This window comes from Alphaproteobacteria bacterium (genome assembly GCA_020638555.1).
Classification (GTDB): domain Bacteria; phylum Pseudomonadota; class Alphaproteobacteria; order Bin95; family Bin95; genus JACKII01.
In genome coordinates this window covers 1,164,153-1,178,778 of record JACKII010000002.1, presented here as the reverse complement: position 1 = coordinate 1,178,778, position 14,626 = coordinate 1,164,153, and the positions used below count along the sequence as shown (strand labels likewise).

Genomic DNA, 14,626 nt, shown 5'->3' with positions numbered 1-14,626 from the left:
CAATAGGGAAGGATCAGGACGGCAGGCACCAGAGCGCCAGTTGCGGCGAGGCGCCGGCGCGCATGCCGTGCAGGATGTTGGAGGTGTTGAACACCACGCCGCCCGGCCCTGGCTCGAACCAGGGTCCCAGGTCCTGGCGCCACGCGCCGGGCGTCAGCGCCAGATACAGTTCTTCCGGCGGGTGGCGATGGTCGGGATAGGGCGTTTCCGGCACCACGAGCGAGATGCCGACGCGCACGTCGTCGCGCGCCTCCAGCACGCCCGGCCGGTCGGCGGAGCCGATCAGGGTGGCGAGCGCATGGCGGTCGGCGAAATTCTCGCACACTGTCTCCTCGCCCTGGCGCGCATACCAAGTGATCGCGGGGAGCAAGTCCGCCAGCGCCGCGGCCGCGGCGGCCACGGAGCCACCGGCCGCACGGGCCGACGCCAGCGCCGGCTGCAATGCCTCGGCCACCGCGGGAGGTGCCTCGGCCGGAGGCGCGGCGCCGGTCGCCGGCTCCGCCTGCGCCAGACGGGACCGCACCCGCGCCAGGGCCGCCTCCCCGCCCGGCCAGTCCGCCGCACCCGCCTGCAATCCGGTCAACAGGGCGTCGAGCAGCCGTTGCAGGGCGGGGTCGCGGGTGGGCATGGCGGCGGCCTTTTGCGGGCGAAAACGGATGGAACGGCAGCTTATTCCGGCTTCCGCCCCCAGACCAGCTTGGTCATGCCCGGAATCAGGGTTTCGGTCTCGATATGGCCGAAGCCGGCGCCTTCCATGATGCCGGCGACCCAGGACGGCGTCGACGAGCGTGCATCCGGCGTGAAGGCCAGGTGCTGCAACTGCCACAACGCCGCCAGCGTCGGGCCGGAGCGGTCATCCTCCACCATGAAGTCGTGCACCAGATAAAGGCCGCCGGGGCGGGTCACGTCGTAGGCGTGGCGGGCCAGTTCCGGGATCGCATCGCCGGGCACGCCGCTGAAGAGATAGCTCATCAGCACGGCGCCGACATCGCTCGGCCATTCCGATTCCAGCGCGTTGCCGCCGATGAACTCGATCCGGTCGGACAGCCCGGCCTCCGCCACTTTCTCCCGGCCGAGCGCGACCACGTTCGGAAAGTCCAGAATGGTCACGCGCAGATTGGGGTTGGCCTGGCAGAGCCGGATGGCGAAGCCGCCGGTGCCGCCGGCCACGTCCAGCAGGTGGTCGACGCCGGAAAAGTCCACCATCCGCGCCAGCGTCCGCCCCGGCCCGAGCGAGCCCGCATGCTGGGACTCGCTGTAGAGCCGCGCCTCTTCCTCGTTTTCCATCCATTTGGCATAGGAATCGACGTCGTCGGGCGACAGATTGTCGGTCACGACGCCTTCGAGCTGCTGCATGAACGGATACATCTGCCGGTCGATTTGCAGGCGCAAGTAATCGCTGAAATCATAGCGCGCACCCTGGACCAGGAACGCCTCCGCCCCCGGCGAATTGGTGTAGGCATCGCCCTCGCGCGTCACCAGCCCCATGGTGGTGAGCACGGTCATGATGGTCAGAACGCGGTTCTCCGGTACGCCGGCCTCCTGCGCAATGGCCTTGGCGTTTTTCGAGTCTCCGGAAAGTTTAGTGAAAACGTCCAAATGCAGGGCAACAAACAAGGCTTTGGAAGCCATAAAACCAAATGCGATATTGGAAATCTCTTCTGCTTCGGTGATGACCTTCACCTCTTGGTCCTTCCACTCGTTTTAGGACTTGGAACGACAATCCACGACCGCATGCCCCTCGGGATTCTGAGGCCTTCGCCATGACAATTGTCTGCAAGGCCTGTTCCCATAGCACACCGAACCGCCAAGGTCGACCCATGCCGCCCCCCGCTGCTGCCCACCGGCAAAAGGCCCGTGCCGGTTGCCCGACACGCTTGGTTCTCTGTACAATTTCAAGGACGCAATAATCGCCGGGCCAAAGGCTGAATTGCCGGGCGGGCGTCCCCATTTATTCACGAGAACGGCCTTACACGCACAGGAGGCTGCGAATGCGCAGCACATTTGCCACGGTCATGGCGGCCGCTTTGATGGTTCTGGGGCTCGCCGCCTCGGGCGCGGCCCGCGAAGGCGACGACCCGCGCGCCGACTATATCGACAATTACGGCACATTCGTCCCGCTGCGGCTCGAAGGCGGCGGGGCTGCCACCGTGCGCCGGGTGTTCCTGAATGTCGGCGGTCGGGTGCAGTCCGTCGATCCGGGCGTCGGCGTCGTGCGCCAGAACCAGAACCGCCTCGATTGGAGCCGCGTGCCGCTGATCGGGAAACTGGCGGAGGACCGCTATAACGAGGCCGACTTCAAGCCGGACCGTTCCATCGGCGACGCCTATTTCGCCGACGGCACCGTCTGGCTCGACCTCTCGGATGAGCCGCGCGACCGGCGCTATCCGCAGGTCGCGTTTCTCAACCAGGATTACGCCTATCGGCTGAAATCCGAGCCCACCCCGACCAATGTCCATCCGCTGCCGAACGGGCCGCCCGGCCAATTGATCGGCCGCGTTTTCCGGGATGCGGCGGACGGAACGCTGCTGGTCCTCGTCCACCCCTTCATCGTCACCGACACACCGTTCTGAGCCCAGGCGGCACGCCGGCCGCTTCCGCGAGAAAATCGCGGGCGTGATAGCCATCGATCATGCGGATGCCCCGCTCGCGCATGCCGATCTTGCGCAACACCGCGGCCGAGGCATGATTGTCGCGCCGCGTGAACGCCACGATGCGCGGCAAGGCCAACCGGTGCAACCCGTGCTGGAGCAGCGCCCCGGCCGCCTCGCTCGCAAAGCCCTGTCCCCAGGCCGCATGCCGGAAGCGATAGCCGAGTTGGACCTCGCCGCCGCCGACGGACCCGAGAAAGGCCAGCCCCAGAAACGCATCCGCCGGCCAGCCCTCCGCATCGCGCGCGGCCACCGCACAGAGCGCCACATCGGCAAAGCCGGCCGCAAAACCCGCGATCCAGCACTGCGCCTCGGCGGCAGCCCGGGCGGGCGAACGGGGGCCGGAGCCAAGCCAGGATGTCACCCGCACGTCGGCCTGCATCGCCGCCAGCGGGTCATGGTCGCTGGCCTGCAACGGGCGCAGCAAAAGCCGCGCCGTCGTCAGGGACATCGGCGCGGCTCGCAGGGACAAGGGAGGGGCCTTCAGCGGCTGACCAGGTCCAGGAACTCGCGGCGCATGGCCGGGTCGGACTTGAACACGCCGCGGGTGCAGGTGGTGACCGTGTCGGCACCCGGCTTGTGCACGCCGCGGGTGGTCATGCACATGTGCGCCGCCTCGACCAGCACCGCGACGCCCTTCGGCTGCAACACGTTGTTGATCGTGTCGGCGATCTGCGCCGTCAGGGTTTCCTGCACCTGCATACGCTTGGCGAACGCGTCGACAACACGAGCCAGCTTCGAGATGCCGACCACCCGCCGGTCCGGCAGATAGGCCACATGCGCCTTGCCGATGATCGGGACGATGTGGTGTTCGCAATGGGACTCGACGCGGATATCGCGGACGATGACGATCTCGTCATAGCCGTCGACCTCCTCGAAGGTCCGTCCCAGAATTTCGGCCGGGTCGTCGGCATAGCCGGAAAAGAAATCCTGCCAGGCGCCGACGACGCGTTTGGGGGTGTCGATCAGGCCTTCCCGGTCCGGGTCCTCGCCGACAAAGGCGATCAGGGTGCGGACGGCGGCCTTGGCCTCCTCCTCGCTCGGACGGCGGGTAGCGGCTTTGGAAGCGTTATCCTCGGCCATGTGCGGCTCCTCTCCATAAGCGCCGGACACAACCGACGTATCAACTCTATCCATCTGTTACCTCCGCGCTGTGAGACTGCGACGCTGTCGCGCCCCACACGCTACGATCCTTACGGTGGGCTGGATCACTCGCAACGCGAGCCTATCGATGCTGTCGCCACCCAAGCGCCCAGAGCGCCCGGCCTTAGGCCGATGGTGTTCGTTTCGCAACCCTGAACATAAGAATTAATGGCACGCTTGCCAGACATGCGGCCGTGTAGAGTGCGAATGCGTTTAAATAGCCCAGCATCGACGCTTGGCGCAAGATCTCCCCGGAAATTCCGGCGATGCCCTGGACCGTGTCCAGCGACATGCCGGCCGCTTCCAGGTTTTCATTGAACGGCGAGGCGAACTCGGTCATGCGGGCATAGTTGGCGCCCCGGCTGCTGATAACCGTCGCCACCGACAGCGAAATGAAGATGCTGGAGCCCAGATTGCGCAACAGGTGAAAAATTGCCGATGACTCCGCCAGATAGGCCGGATTCAGGGTCGAAAATGCCGCGACCGTCAACGGCACCCAGAACAGCCCGACGGAAAGGCCCTGCAGCGCGCCGACAAACGCCACCATGTTGAAACTCACATTCTGGTCGAACGACATCATGATGAGGCCGCTGGTCGCCTGGATGCCCATGCCGATCAGCATGCCGATGCGCGGGTCGATCCGCGAGACGAACATGGCGGAGAAAAACCCGCCCAGCGCCCCGATCCCACGCGCGCCCAGCAGTTCGCCGATCACCGAATTGGGATAGCCCATCAGCCCCTGGAGCATCGGCGGAAACAACACCATCGGCGTGAAGTTCAACATGCCGTAGATGAACACGATCATCAGGCCCAGGGCATAGTTGCGGTCCAGCAACAGGCTCGGCGTCAGAAATGGCCGTCTGGTCGTCACGGAATGGGCCACGAACACATAGAAGGCCAGAACGCCGACGGCTGCCTCCAGCACGATTTCGATGCTCTGAAACCAGTCCTGCCGCTGCCCCCGGTCCATCATCAACTGCACGCAGCCAATGCCGATGGCCAGGGCGAGGAACCCGGTCCAGTCCAGCTTGACGTTGGACTGGCGCCCCTTGTCCGAGAGCAGGAAATACAGGCCGACCACGGCCGCCGTTCCCACCGGCACGATCATGTAGAAGGCATAGCGCCAGGTGTAGACGTCGGCCAGATACCCGCCGACGATCGGCCCCAGCACCGGCCCGATCACCACGCCCATGCCGAAGATCGAGGTCGCCTTGCCGTGCTGCGATTTCGGATAGGTGTCGAGAATGGTCGCCTGCGCCAGCGGGATCAGCGGCGCCCCCAGCGCGCCCTGGGCGACGCGGAACAGCACCAACACCTCCAGGCTGTCCGCCAGGCCGCAGAACAACGTCGCGAGCGTGAACCCGGCCTGGCAATAGATCATCACCTTGCGCCGGCCGAACCGCGCGGTGAGCCAGCCGGTCATCGGCGTTGCGATGGCGGTGGCCAGAATGTTGAAGGTCATCACCCAGGCAATCTGGTCCTGGGTGGCCGAGAGCGACCCCTGCATTTGCGGCAGGATCACCGAGACGACCAGCACGGTGGTACCGTACAATGTGGTCGCCATCGTCACCATGGCAAGCACCAGCGCCCGCTTGAACGGGGTGTTGGCGTCGATGCCGCCGGCCATTACGCCCTCAGAGCCCCTTGCTCACCCATACGCCCGAGCCACCTGCCCGTTCAGGGTGCAGGCAGCCTCGGCCAGCGAGACGAACACGGGGGTCACGGCCTCCGGCGGCCGCACGCTCTCCGGCTCCTCGCCGGGAAAGGCCTGGGCGCGCATGTCGGTGCGCACCGTGCCCGGGTCCAGCAGGTTGGCGCGGATCGTGGTGCGCTCCACCTCCTTGGCATAGCTGGAAATCAGTGCCTCCAGCCCGGCCTTGGTGGCGGCATAGGCGCTCCAATAGGCGAACGCTTCCATGGCGGCGGCGCTGGTGACCATGATCACCCGCCCCGCCTCGGACCGGCGCAAGCCTTCGTGGAAAGCGCGGATCAGGCGCCAGTTGGCGGTCAGATTGACGTCCAGGCCGGTCTGCCAGTCGAACGGGCTCAGATGATCGACCGGCGAGAGCGGCGGCAGCACGCCGGCATTGCCGACCAGGATATCGAGCCGGCCAAAGCGCTGCGCCACGGCAGCGGCCATGCGGTCGATCTCGTCGAACTGGGTCAGGTCGAGCGGCACCAGGGTTGCCGAACCGCCGGCCGCGCGCACCCGGTCGTCGGTCTCTTCAAGCCCACCCTGGGTGCGGGCCACCAGGATGAGGTGCGCGCCTTCCGCCGCAAACCGCTCGGCCACTGCGGCGCCAAGCCCGCGGGAGGCGCCGGTGATCAGCGCAATGCGGCCGGCAAGCCGGCCTTCGGATGTGTTTGCCATTACCCCAGCCGCAGCATCGATTCTTCGCTTCGCTTACCGGCCGCCCCCCGGTCGCGGTCGACCAGGCGGACGGGATAGTCGCCGGTAAAGCAGGCATCGCAATAGGCGGGACAGCCGCCGTCGCGCCTCTCCTGCCCCATGGCGCGGTACAATCCGTCGATGGAGATGAAGGCCAGACTGTCGACGCCGATTTCCTTGGCCATGCCGGCCACGTCCAGGCGCGCGGCCATCAATTCGCTGCGTTCCGGCGTGTCGATGCCGTAATAACAGGGATAGGCGGTGGGCGGCGACGAAATCCGCATATGAATTTCCGCCGCGCCCGCATGGCGCATCATCTCGACGATCTTGCGGCTGGTGGTGCCGCGCACAATGCTGTCGTCCACCAGCACGATGCGCTTGCCTTCCACCATCGACCGGTTCGCATTGTGTTTCAGCTTCACGCCCAGATGGCGGATTTGCGCCGTCGGTTCGATGAAGGTGCGGCCGACATAATGGTTGCGGATAATGCCGTATTCGAACGGCACGCCCGCAGCCGAGGCAAAACCGATTGCCGCCGGCACGCCGGAATCCGGCACGGGCACGACCACATCCACCCCGCCCTCCGGGCTGGACTCGCGGGCCAGTTCCGCGCCGATGCGCTTGCGCGCCTCATAGACGCTCTTGCCTTCCATCAGGCTGTCCGGGCGCGCGAAGTAAATGTATTCGAACACGCAGAAGCGGCTGGGCTGCTTCGGGAACGGAAACAGCGACTGCACCCCGTCCTCGTCGATGACGATCAGCTCGCCCGGTGCCACGTCGCGCACGAAGTCCGCGCCGATGATGTCCAGGGCGCAGGTCTCCGACGCCAGGATATAGGCGTCGCCCAACTGCCCCAGCACCAGCGGGCGGATGCCCAGCGGATCGCGAACGCCGATCAGCTTTTTCCGGCTGAGCGCCACCAGGCTGTAGGCCCCCTCCACCTGGTGCAGCGCATCCACCAGCCGGTCGACCAGCGACTGCCGCACGCTGCGCGCGATCAGGTGGACGATGACCTCGGTATCGGTGGTGGACTGGAACAGCGAGCCCCCCTCCACCAGCCGGCGCCGCAGGCTGCGCGCGTTGGTCAGGTTGCCGTTGTGGGCAATGGCAAAGCCGCCGAAGGCGAATTCGGCGAACAACGGCTGGATGTTGTGCACCGCGCCGTCGCCCGTGGTGGCATAGCGGTTGTGGCCGATGGCCGAACTGCCGACCAGCCGCGCCATCACCTCTTCCTTGTTCAGCACCACGCCGACCTCGCCCAGTCCGCGCTGGGCGTGGAAGTGCTTGCCGTCGAAACAGACGACGCCGGCGGCCTCCTGCCCGCGGTGCTGCATGGCGTGCAGACCCAGGGTGGTATGGGCCGACGCTTCGTCCGCCCCAAAGATGCCGAAGACCGCGCATTCCTCGTGCGGGCCCTCGTCTTCAAGCGCTATCTGCCCCGACATTTTAACGCACGGTCCCGACATGGCCGATCTCCTGCGCCGCGCGAAGCCAAGTCTCAGGGTCGCGGCGCGTCATCCTTATAGCCAGTTTAATCATTGGCTGCACGGTTTTCCCGGACGGTCGGCGCCGGTGCATTGAAGCCCCGGTGCAGCCGCTCGATCTCTGCGGCCTGCCGATCCAACTCGCGCAGGCTTTCCGCCTTCTGCTCGTTGGTCTTCCAGCCTTCCGGCAACAATTTCTCCAGTTCGTGCGAGCCTTCCCGCAGCATCGGCGTGACCTTGGCTTCGGTCAGCCACGGCGGTTGCTCCGTCTCCGGCACGAACCACGCAAACGCCATATAGGCGATCACCAGCAACAAAACACCCCGCAGAATGCCGAACAGAAAGCCTGCGGCCCGGTCGACCGCGTTGTGTTCGGAACTGGCCACCGCCTCGGCAATCGCGCCGGTGACGAGCCGCAGCACGATGAAAGAGACGAAGAACACGCCGATGCCCGCCGCCAGGTCGGCCGCGAACTGCGTCTCGATATGCTGGCGGACGAACTGGCTCGCCTGCGGGTAGAAATAGGCCGTGGCCACCACCGCGCCGATCCAGGTGCCGAGCGAGAACACCTCCCGCACGAAGCCGCGCATGTATGCCATCCAGGCCGACAGCAACACCACGACGGCGGCCACCCCGTCGAGCAGGTAAAACTGGTTCAGGTCGGGCATTCGTTTTCAGGCACCTTCGCGCAGCCACTCCGTCAGATCGGATAGCCGAGCGATGCGCACCGGCACAAGCGGGCCATGGGCCGCATCGTCCCGCCCGGTTTTGCCCGATCCCTTGCCGCCTACCCCTTTGCCATTCGGCGCCAGTGCCGCCAGCGCCCGGCCGAAGCCCAGCCGCTCCGCCTCGCGCAGCCGCGCCGTTTCCTGGCCGACCGGGCGCAACTCGCCGGAGAGGCCGACCTCGCCGAACAGCACCACGTCGCGCGGCACCGGCTTGTCCATCAGCGCCGAGACCAGCGCCGCCGCCGCCGCCAGATCCGCCGCCGGCTCGGCCAGGCGCAGGCCGCCGGCCACGTTCAGGAACACGTCGCGGCCCTGAAAGTCATAGAGGCAGCGCGTCTCCAGCACCGCCAGCACCATGGAGAGCCGGGCCGAATCCCAGCCGACCGCCGTCCGCCTGGGCGTCGCATAGCCCGGGTGCCCGACCAGCGCCTGGATTTCCACCAGGATCGGCCGCGTGCCCTCGATGCCGGCGAACACGGCCGAGCCGCTGAGCGGCGGCCCGTCCGCATCGCGTGCGCCCAGGAACAGGGCGGAGGGGTTGGGCACCTCCGCCAGGCCCAGCCCGGTCATCTCGAACACGCCGATTTCGTCCGTGGGGCCGAAGCGATTCTTGACCGCGCGCAGAATGCGGTACTGGTGGCTGCGGTCGCCCTCGAAATAGAGCACAGTGTCGACCATGTGCTCCAGCACGCGCGGCCCGGCGATGGAGCCGTCCTTGGTGACATGGCCGACCAGGACCACCGGCACGTTCTGCTTCTTGGCCGCCTGGTTCAACTCGTGGCCGGCAGCGCGCACCTGGCTGACCGTGCCCGGCGCCGACTCGACCGTTTCCACCGCCATGGTCTGGATCGAGTCGACCACCACCAGGGCGTGGTCCGGGCCGATCGCGCCGCAGATCGAGGCCACTTCGGTCGAAGACGCCAGGTCCACCCCCGCCTCCGCCAGGCCGAGGCGCGCCGCGCGCAGCCGCACCTGCCCGATCCCCTCCTCGCCGGAGACATAGAGCACCCGCCGGCCGCTGGCCGCCGCCGCCCGGGCCGCCACCTGCAACAGCAGGGTCGACTTGCCGATGCCCGGGTCGCCGCCGATCAGCAGGCAGCCGCCGGGCACGAGCCCGCCGCCGCAGACATGGTCGAATTCCTTGATGCCGGTTTTCAGCCGCGGCAACGGCTTGTCCTTGCCCGCCAGCGAGACCACATCCAGCCGGCCGCCGATCCGCCGCGGCCCGCTGGCGGAAGCGGCCTGCAACACCGGCTCTTCGGCAATGGAATTCCACTCGCCACAGGCCGAGCACTGCCCCGACCAGCGGCCATGGGTGGCGCCGCAGGACTGGCAAACGAAAACGGTGCGGGTTTTGGCTTTGGCCATGGATCGGCAGCAACTCACATGCGATGAAGCGAGACTGTAGCCGATTCCCGGCGCGGCTGCCCGGTCTGAACTCGCCCCCTACTCCTCCGGCAGCGCCGGCACGGGGATCGGGCCTTCCAACCGGCCGTGGACGAACTGGTCGACCACCGGATGGCCGCTCTCCATCAGGTCGGCCGCCGGTCCGGCCCAGGCAATGCGGCCCTCGAACAGCATGGCGACCGTATCGCCGATCCGCCGGGCCGACGCGATGTCGTGGGTGATGGTGATGGCGCTGGCGCCCAGGTCGTCGATGGTGGAGCGGATCAGGGCGTCGATCTGCCGGCCCACCAGGGCATCCAACCCCGTCGTCGGCTCGTCGAACAGCAGCACGTCCGGCTCCGCCGCAATCGCCCGGGCGAGGCCGATGCGTTTCTGCGCGCCGGTGGACAATCCCCCCGGCAATTCCAGCGCGATCTGCTCGTCCAGGCCGACCCGTTCCAGCCACGCCACCGCCGCCTTGCGCGCCTCGCGCCGCGAGACCTTGCCGAAGCGCAACGGCGCGAACATCACATTTTCCCAGACCGGCAGGCTGTCCAGCAGGGCCGCGTGCTGAAACAGCAAGCCGAAGCGCCGGTTCATGGCGTCGCGCGCCCGTCCTTCCAGCCCCACCAGATCCTGCCCATCCAGGCTGATCGAGCCCGCATCCGGCCTCAGAAAGCCCATAATGCATTTGAGCGTCACGGACTTGCCGGTGCCGGAGCCGCCGATAATCACCAGCGACCGGCCGGTCTCGACCGTCAGGTCGACGCCGCGCAGCACGTGATTGCCGCCGAAGCTTTTGACGAGGCCCTGGATCGCCAGCATGGGCGGGCTATCGCGCGAAGAACAGTTCTGTCACGAAATAGTTCGCGATCAGAATCAGGATGGCCGACGACACCACGGCCTGCGTCGTCGCCCGGCCCACCCCCTGGGCGCCGCCGGTGGAATGATAGCCGTGATAGCAGCCCATCAGTGTGACGATGAAGCCATAGACCGCCGCCTTGGTCAGGCCGCTGACCACGTCTTCGGTCTCCAGCACGTCCCAGGTCTGGGTCAGGTAGTTGCTGGCATTGAAGCCCAGCTTGTAGACGCCGACGATATAGCCGCCCAGCACGCCGATAATGTCGCCGATCAGCACCAGGAACGGCATCATCAACAGGCCGGCTACGAGGCGCGGCGCCACCAGATAGCTGTACGGGTTGGTGGAGAGCGCCTCCAGCGCGTCGATCTGCTCGGTCACGCGCATGGTGCCGATTTCGGCCGCCATGGCGGCGCCGATCCGGCCCGCCACCATCAGCCCGGCCAGCACCGGCGCCAGTTCGCGGGTGATGGAGAGCACCACCACCATGGCCACCGCCCCCTCCGCCGAAAAGCGGCTGAAGCCGGAATAGCTTTGCAGCGCCAGCACCATGCCGCTGAACAGGGTCGTCAGCGCCACCACCGGCAGCGAGAGATAGCCGATCTCGACCATGTGCCGGGCATAGTTGCGCCAGAAGAAGGGCGGACGCACGGCATGGGCCAGCCCGACGAACGCGAACACCGCGACCTGGCCGATGGTCTCGAACAAATTCAGCGTCAGACGGCCGATGGCGGCCAACGGATTGATCAACTCACCGACCCCGCGGGCAGATAGGTTCGGGCGTAACGCGCACCCAGACTGGTGAGTATCTCATACCCTATGGTGCCGGCCTTGTCTGCCAGGTCATCGGGCGGGTGGTTGGGGCCGATCACCTCAGCCCAGTCGCCCGGCGCCGGCTTCGGCGAAAGGCGCGAGACGTCGACGATGATCGAATCCATCGACACGCGCCCGACAATCGGCGCCGCGACACCGGCGAAATACAGAAATCCCCGACCCGACAGCGACCGCAACAGTCCGTCGGCATAGCCGAGCCCCACCGTGGCCAGCGTCTGGCCGGGCCGCACCGCCGCCGTGGCGCCATAGCCGGCGGTGCCGGCGGCCGTGACCTCGCGCACCTGCAACACCTGCGCCTCCAGCCGCACCACCGGCCGCATCGGGTTGGCGGCATAGGGTTTGGGGTTCAGGCCATAGAGCGCCATGCCGGGCCGCACCAGGTCGCCCCGATACGCTTCGCCCAGAAAAATCCCCGGCGAATTCCCCAGGCTGAGCGGCAGCCCCGCGGCCCGCGCCGCCGCCCGGGCCGCATCGCGCTGGTAGGCGTTCAGCGGGTGGTCGCGCTCGTCGGCGCAGGCGAAATGGCTCATGACGCCACCAATGCCGTATTCGCGCCAGTCCGGCCGTTCGGCCAGCAGCGCCCGCCATTCCTCCGGCGAGAGACCGAGCCGGTGCATGCCGGTATCCACGTGCAGCCAGGCCCTGGCCGGCGCACCGCGACGGCGCCAGGCGGTGACATCGCCCGGATGGTTCAGGACCGGCGTGATCCGGTGCGCCGTCAGATCCCGCACCTGCGGCTCGACCCGGTCGCTCAACATGCCGACGGTGACGTCCGGCAATTGCAGGCGCAGCGCCACCGCCTCCTCCAGCGTCGCCACGAAGAATGTCCGGCAGCCGGCATCCGCCAGCGCGCGCACGACCGGCGCCATGCCCAGGCCATAGGCATCCGCCTTGACCACGGCGGCGCATTCGGCCGGCTGCACCCGGTCGCGCAGCAGCCGCCAGTTGGCCGCGACGGCCTCAAGGTCGATGGTCAGACGGCCCAGCGGCATGGCTCAGTAGAACCCGTCATCCTCGTTGCCGTCCGAGACGAAGTCGCGGAAGCGGGTATAGGCGCCGTCGAAGAACAGCTTCACCCGGTCGGTGGGGCCGTGACGCTGCTTGGCGATGATGACCTCGGCGATGTTGTGCACCCGGTCCATGTCCTGCTGCCATTTCTCGTGCAGGTCGGTGCCGGGGTCCGGCTCCTTGCGGCCCAGATAGTATTCCTCGCGGTAGATGAACATGACCACGTCGGCGTCCTGCTCGATCGAGCCGGATTCGCGCAGGTCCGCCAGTTGCGGGCGCTTGTCCTCGCGCTGCTCCACCTGGCGCGAGAGCTGGGAGAGGGCGATGATCGGGACGTTCAACTCCTTCGCCACCGATTTCAGGCCGCGGGTGATTTCCGAGATTTCCTGCACGCGCCCCTCGTTGCGCGAGCCGGGCGAGCCCTGCATGAGTTGCAGATAGTCGACCACGATCAGGTCCAGCGAGCCATGGGTGCGCAGCAGGCGGCGGGCGCGGGTGCGCAGGTTCGCCACCGTGATCGCCGGCGTGTCGTCGATGAACAGCGACAGCGCGTTCAACTGCTGGCTGGCCGCGAACACCGCCTCGAACTGGTGCTGGTCGATGGCGCCGCGGCGGATGGCGTCCGAGGGCACCTCCGACTGCTCGCCCAGAATACGCAGCGCCAGCTGTTCCGCCGACATTTCGAGCGAGAAAATCGCCACGTTGTGGCCGTGCCGCTCCACCAGATTGCCGGCCTCGTCCCGCTCGGCGCTGTGCGAGGCGGCGGCGTTGAAGGCGATGTTGGTGGCCAGCGCCGTCTTGCCCATGGCCGGCCGCGCGGCGAGGATCAACAGGTCCGACTTCTGCAAACCGCCCAGCAACCGGTCCATGTCGCGGAAGCCGCTGGTGATGCCGGTCAGCCGCCCTTCGCGCTGATAGGCGGCCTCGACCATTTTCAGGGTTTCCTTCAGCGTGCTGCCGAAGGATTTCAGGTCGCCGCGCGCGTCGCCGGACGATGCCAGATGGAACAACTGGTGTTCCGCCGCCTCGATCTGCTCGGCGGCCGAATACTCGTTGTCGGGCCGGAAGGCGTCGTTCACCACCTCCTCGCCGATGCCGATCAGGGCGCGGCGCAGATAGAGATCGTAGATCAACTGGCCGTAATGCTTCGGGTCGATGATGGTCAGCGCGTTCGCCGCCAGCTCGGCCAGATATTGCACGCCCCCCAGCTCGGCCAGGCTTTCCTCCTGGCTCAGCACGTGCTTCAGCGTGCGGGCGTCGGCGGTGCCGCCGCCTTCCACCACCCGTTTCAGGGCGCCGAAAATCTTCTGATGCGCCGGATCGGCAAAATGCTCCGGCAGCAGAAAGTCGCCGACCTTGTCGAAGCCGGCATTGTTGGCCAGCAGCGTGCCGAGCAGCGCCATTTCCGCATCCAGATTGGCGGGCGGCTCACGGCTGGGCGCGCCGAAAGACGGCGTGTCGGCGAAGGAGAGTGCGGTGGCTGTCGTCATGCCCAGCAGTTTACTCCACCCCTCCGCCGAACTGTAGCGTCGCCGTCAATCGCGCCGCCTGTGGATCATGGGGATCACGGGTGCGGATTACAGCACCCGCTTCAGAACGTCGCCGAGCCGCTGGCCGAGCGCCGCGTCGGTCTCGCTGCCGATCACGCCGGCCAGGGCATCGGCAAACGGCCCCGCCGCGCCGCCCAGCAGCGCCTTGAGCCCGTGTGCCCCCGAATCGGGCGTGCCGCTGACCAATCCGGCCGCCTCGCCGATCAGGCCGAACCCGCCGCCGCCGCTGCCCGTGGCCTCGACATTGCCGAGATCGCCGATCCGCTGTTCCAGTTCGCCGGCCAATTCGCCCTCGTCGTTCTCGTGCAGGGCTTCCAGCGCCATTGCCAGACATTGCCGGGCCAGCGCGTGGTCGATGCCCAGACGAGTGGCCAATGCGTCAATCACGGTATCGAGCATGATCTTCGGTCCTTTGTCCTGCGTCACAAGTTGGCCCCGCCCAATCCGGTCCGCATTCCGGCCGGAGTCTTTGTGCAGGGTGAAAAATACTACACCAAGGCAATCCGCACGTTGATCCATATCATGGTGACGGCCCATGCTGGCCCTGGCGCCGACCCGCGCCGCCATCGCTTGACAGCGCTGGCCGCCCATGGC

15 protein-coding genes are annotated in these 14,626 nt (G+C 67.1%); 1 reads left to right on the top strand and 14 read right to left on the bottom strand.

What is annotated here, in order from left to right; genetic code table 11:
* Positions 1–13: 13 nt before the first annotated feature.
* Together H6844_11330 and H6844_11325 are read right to left on the bottom strand one after the other, a co-directional pair.
* Positions 14–628, bottom strand: coding sequence for a transcriptional regulator (locus H6844_11330; GenBank protein ID MCB9929989.1), 615 nt, complete (start codon positions 626–628; stop codon positions 14–16).
* A 41-nt stretch (positions 629–669) separates the two neighbouring features.
* Positions 670–1,683 (bottom strand): methyltransferase domain-containing protein, encoded by a 1,014-nt coding sequence (locus H6844_11325; protein ID MCB9929988.1) that lies wholly within the window; start codon positions 1,681–1,683, stop codon positions 670–672.
* 308 nt (positions 1,684–1,991) lie between these two features.
* Here H6844_11325 and H6844_11320 point away from each other — a divergent pair, with 308 nt between their 5' ends.
* A complete protein-coding gene (locus tag H6844_11320) occupies positions 1,992–2,573 on the top strand; it encodes a hypothetical protein (GenBank protein MCB9929987.1) in 582 nt (193 codons plus the stop codon).
* Here H6844_11320 and H6844_11315 read toward each other — a convergent pair.
* The 12 genes from H6844_11315 to H6844_11260 form a co-directional block, all read right to left on the bottom strand.
* A complete protein-coding gene (locus tag H6844_11315; protein MCB9929986.1) occupies positions 2,554–3,102 on the bottom strand; it encodes a GNAT family N-acetyltransferase in 549 nt (182 codons plus the stop codon). The genes H6844_11320 and H6844_11315 overlap by 20 nt on opposite strands.
* 32 nt (positions 3,103–3,134) lie before the next feature.
* Positions 3,135–3,734, bottom strand: coding sequence for a GTP cyclohydrolase I FolE (gene folE / locus H6844_11310; protein MCB9929985.1), 600 nt, complete (start codon positions 3,732–3,734; stop codon positions 3,135–3,137).
* A 184-nt stretch (positions 3,735–3,918) separates the two neighbouring features.
* Positions 3,919–5,421, bottom strand: coding sequence for a DHA2 family efflux MFS transporter permease subunit (locus H6844_11305; GenBank protein MCB9929984.1), 1,503 nt, complete (start codon positions 5,419–5,421; stop codon positions 3,919–3,921).
* Positions 5,422–5,442: 21 nt separating this feature from the next.
* Positions 5,443–6,165, bottom strand: a complete 723-nt coding sequence (locus H6844_11300) for an SDR family oxidoreductase (protein ID MCB9929983.1) — start codon at positions 6,163–6,165, stop codon at positions 5,443–5,445.
* Positions 6,165–7,649 carry an amidophosphoribosyltransferase gene (locus tag H6844_11295; protein ID MCB9929982.1) on the bottom strand — a complete coding sequence of 495 codons (1,485 nt, stop codon included), beginning with the start codon at positions 7,647–7,649 and terminating at the stop codon, positions 6,165–6,167. The genes H6844_11300 and H6844_11295 overlap by 1 nt, the downstream gene beginning before the upstream one ends.
* A 65-nt stretch (positions 7,650–7,714) precedes the next feature.
* A complete protein-coding gene (locus H6844_11290; protein ID MCB9929981.1) occupies positions 7,715–8,335 on the bottom strand; it encodes a CvpA family protein in 621 nt (206 codons plus the stop codon).
* Between the two features lie 6 nt (positions 8,336–8,341).
* Positions 8,342–9,763 (bottom strand): DNA repair protein RadA, encoded by a 1,422-nt coding sequence (gene radA / locus H6844_11285; protein ID MCB9929980.1) that lies wholly within the window; start codon positions 9,761–9,763, stop codon positions 8,342–8,344.
* Between the two features lie 78 nt (positions 9,764–9,841).
* Entirely contained in the window at positions 9,842–10,606 is a 765-nt protein-coding gene (locus H6844_11280; protein MCB9929979.1) for an ATP-binding cassette domain-containing protein, read from the bottom strand.
* Between the two features lie 7 nt (positions 10,607–10,613).
* Positions 10,614–11,387, bottom strand: coding sequence for an ABC transporter permease (locus H6844_11275; protein MCB9929978.1), 774 nt, complete (start codon positions 11,385–11,387; stop codon positions 10,614–10,616).
* Positions 11,387–12,466: an alanine racemase gene (alr, locus tag H6844_11270; protein MCB9929977.1), complete on the bottom strand. Its 1,080-nt coding sequence runs from the start codon at positions 12,464–12,466 to the stop codon at positions 11,387–11,389. Before alr ends, H6844_11275 begins: the two co-directional genes overlap by 1 nt.
* Positions 12,467–12,469: 3 nt before the next feature.
* Complete coding sequence (locus tag H6844_11265; GenBank protein MCB9929976.1) at positions 12,470–13,972, bottom strand: replicative DNA helicase; 1,503 nt, start codon at positions 13,970–13,972, stop codon at positions 12,470–12,472.
* Positions 13,973–14,059: 87 nt separating this feature from the next.
* Positions 14,060–14,431, bottom strand: coding sequence for a hypothetical protein (locus H6844_11260; protein ID MCB9929975.1), 372 nt, complete (start codon positions 14,429–14,431; stop codon positions 14,060–14,062).
* Between the last annotated feature and the right edge of the window lie 195 nt (positions 14,432–14,626).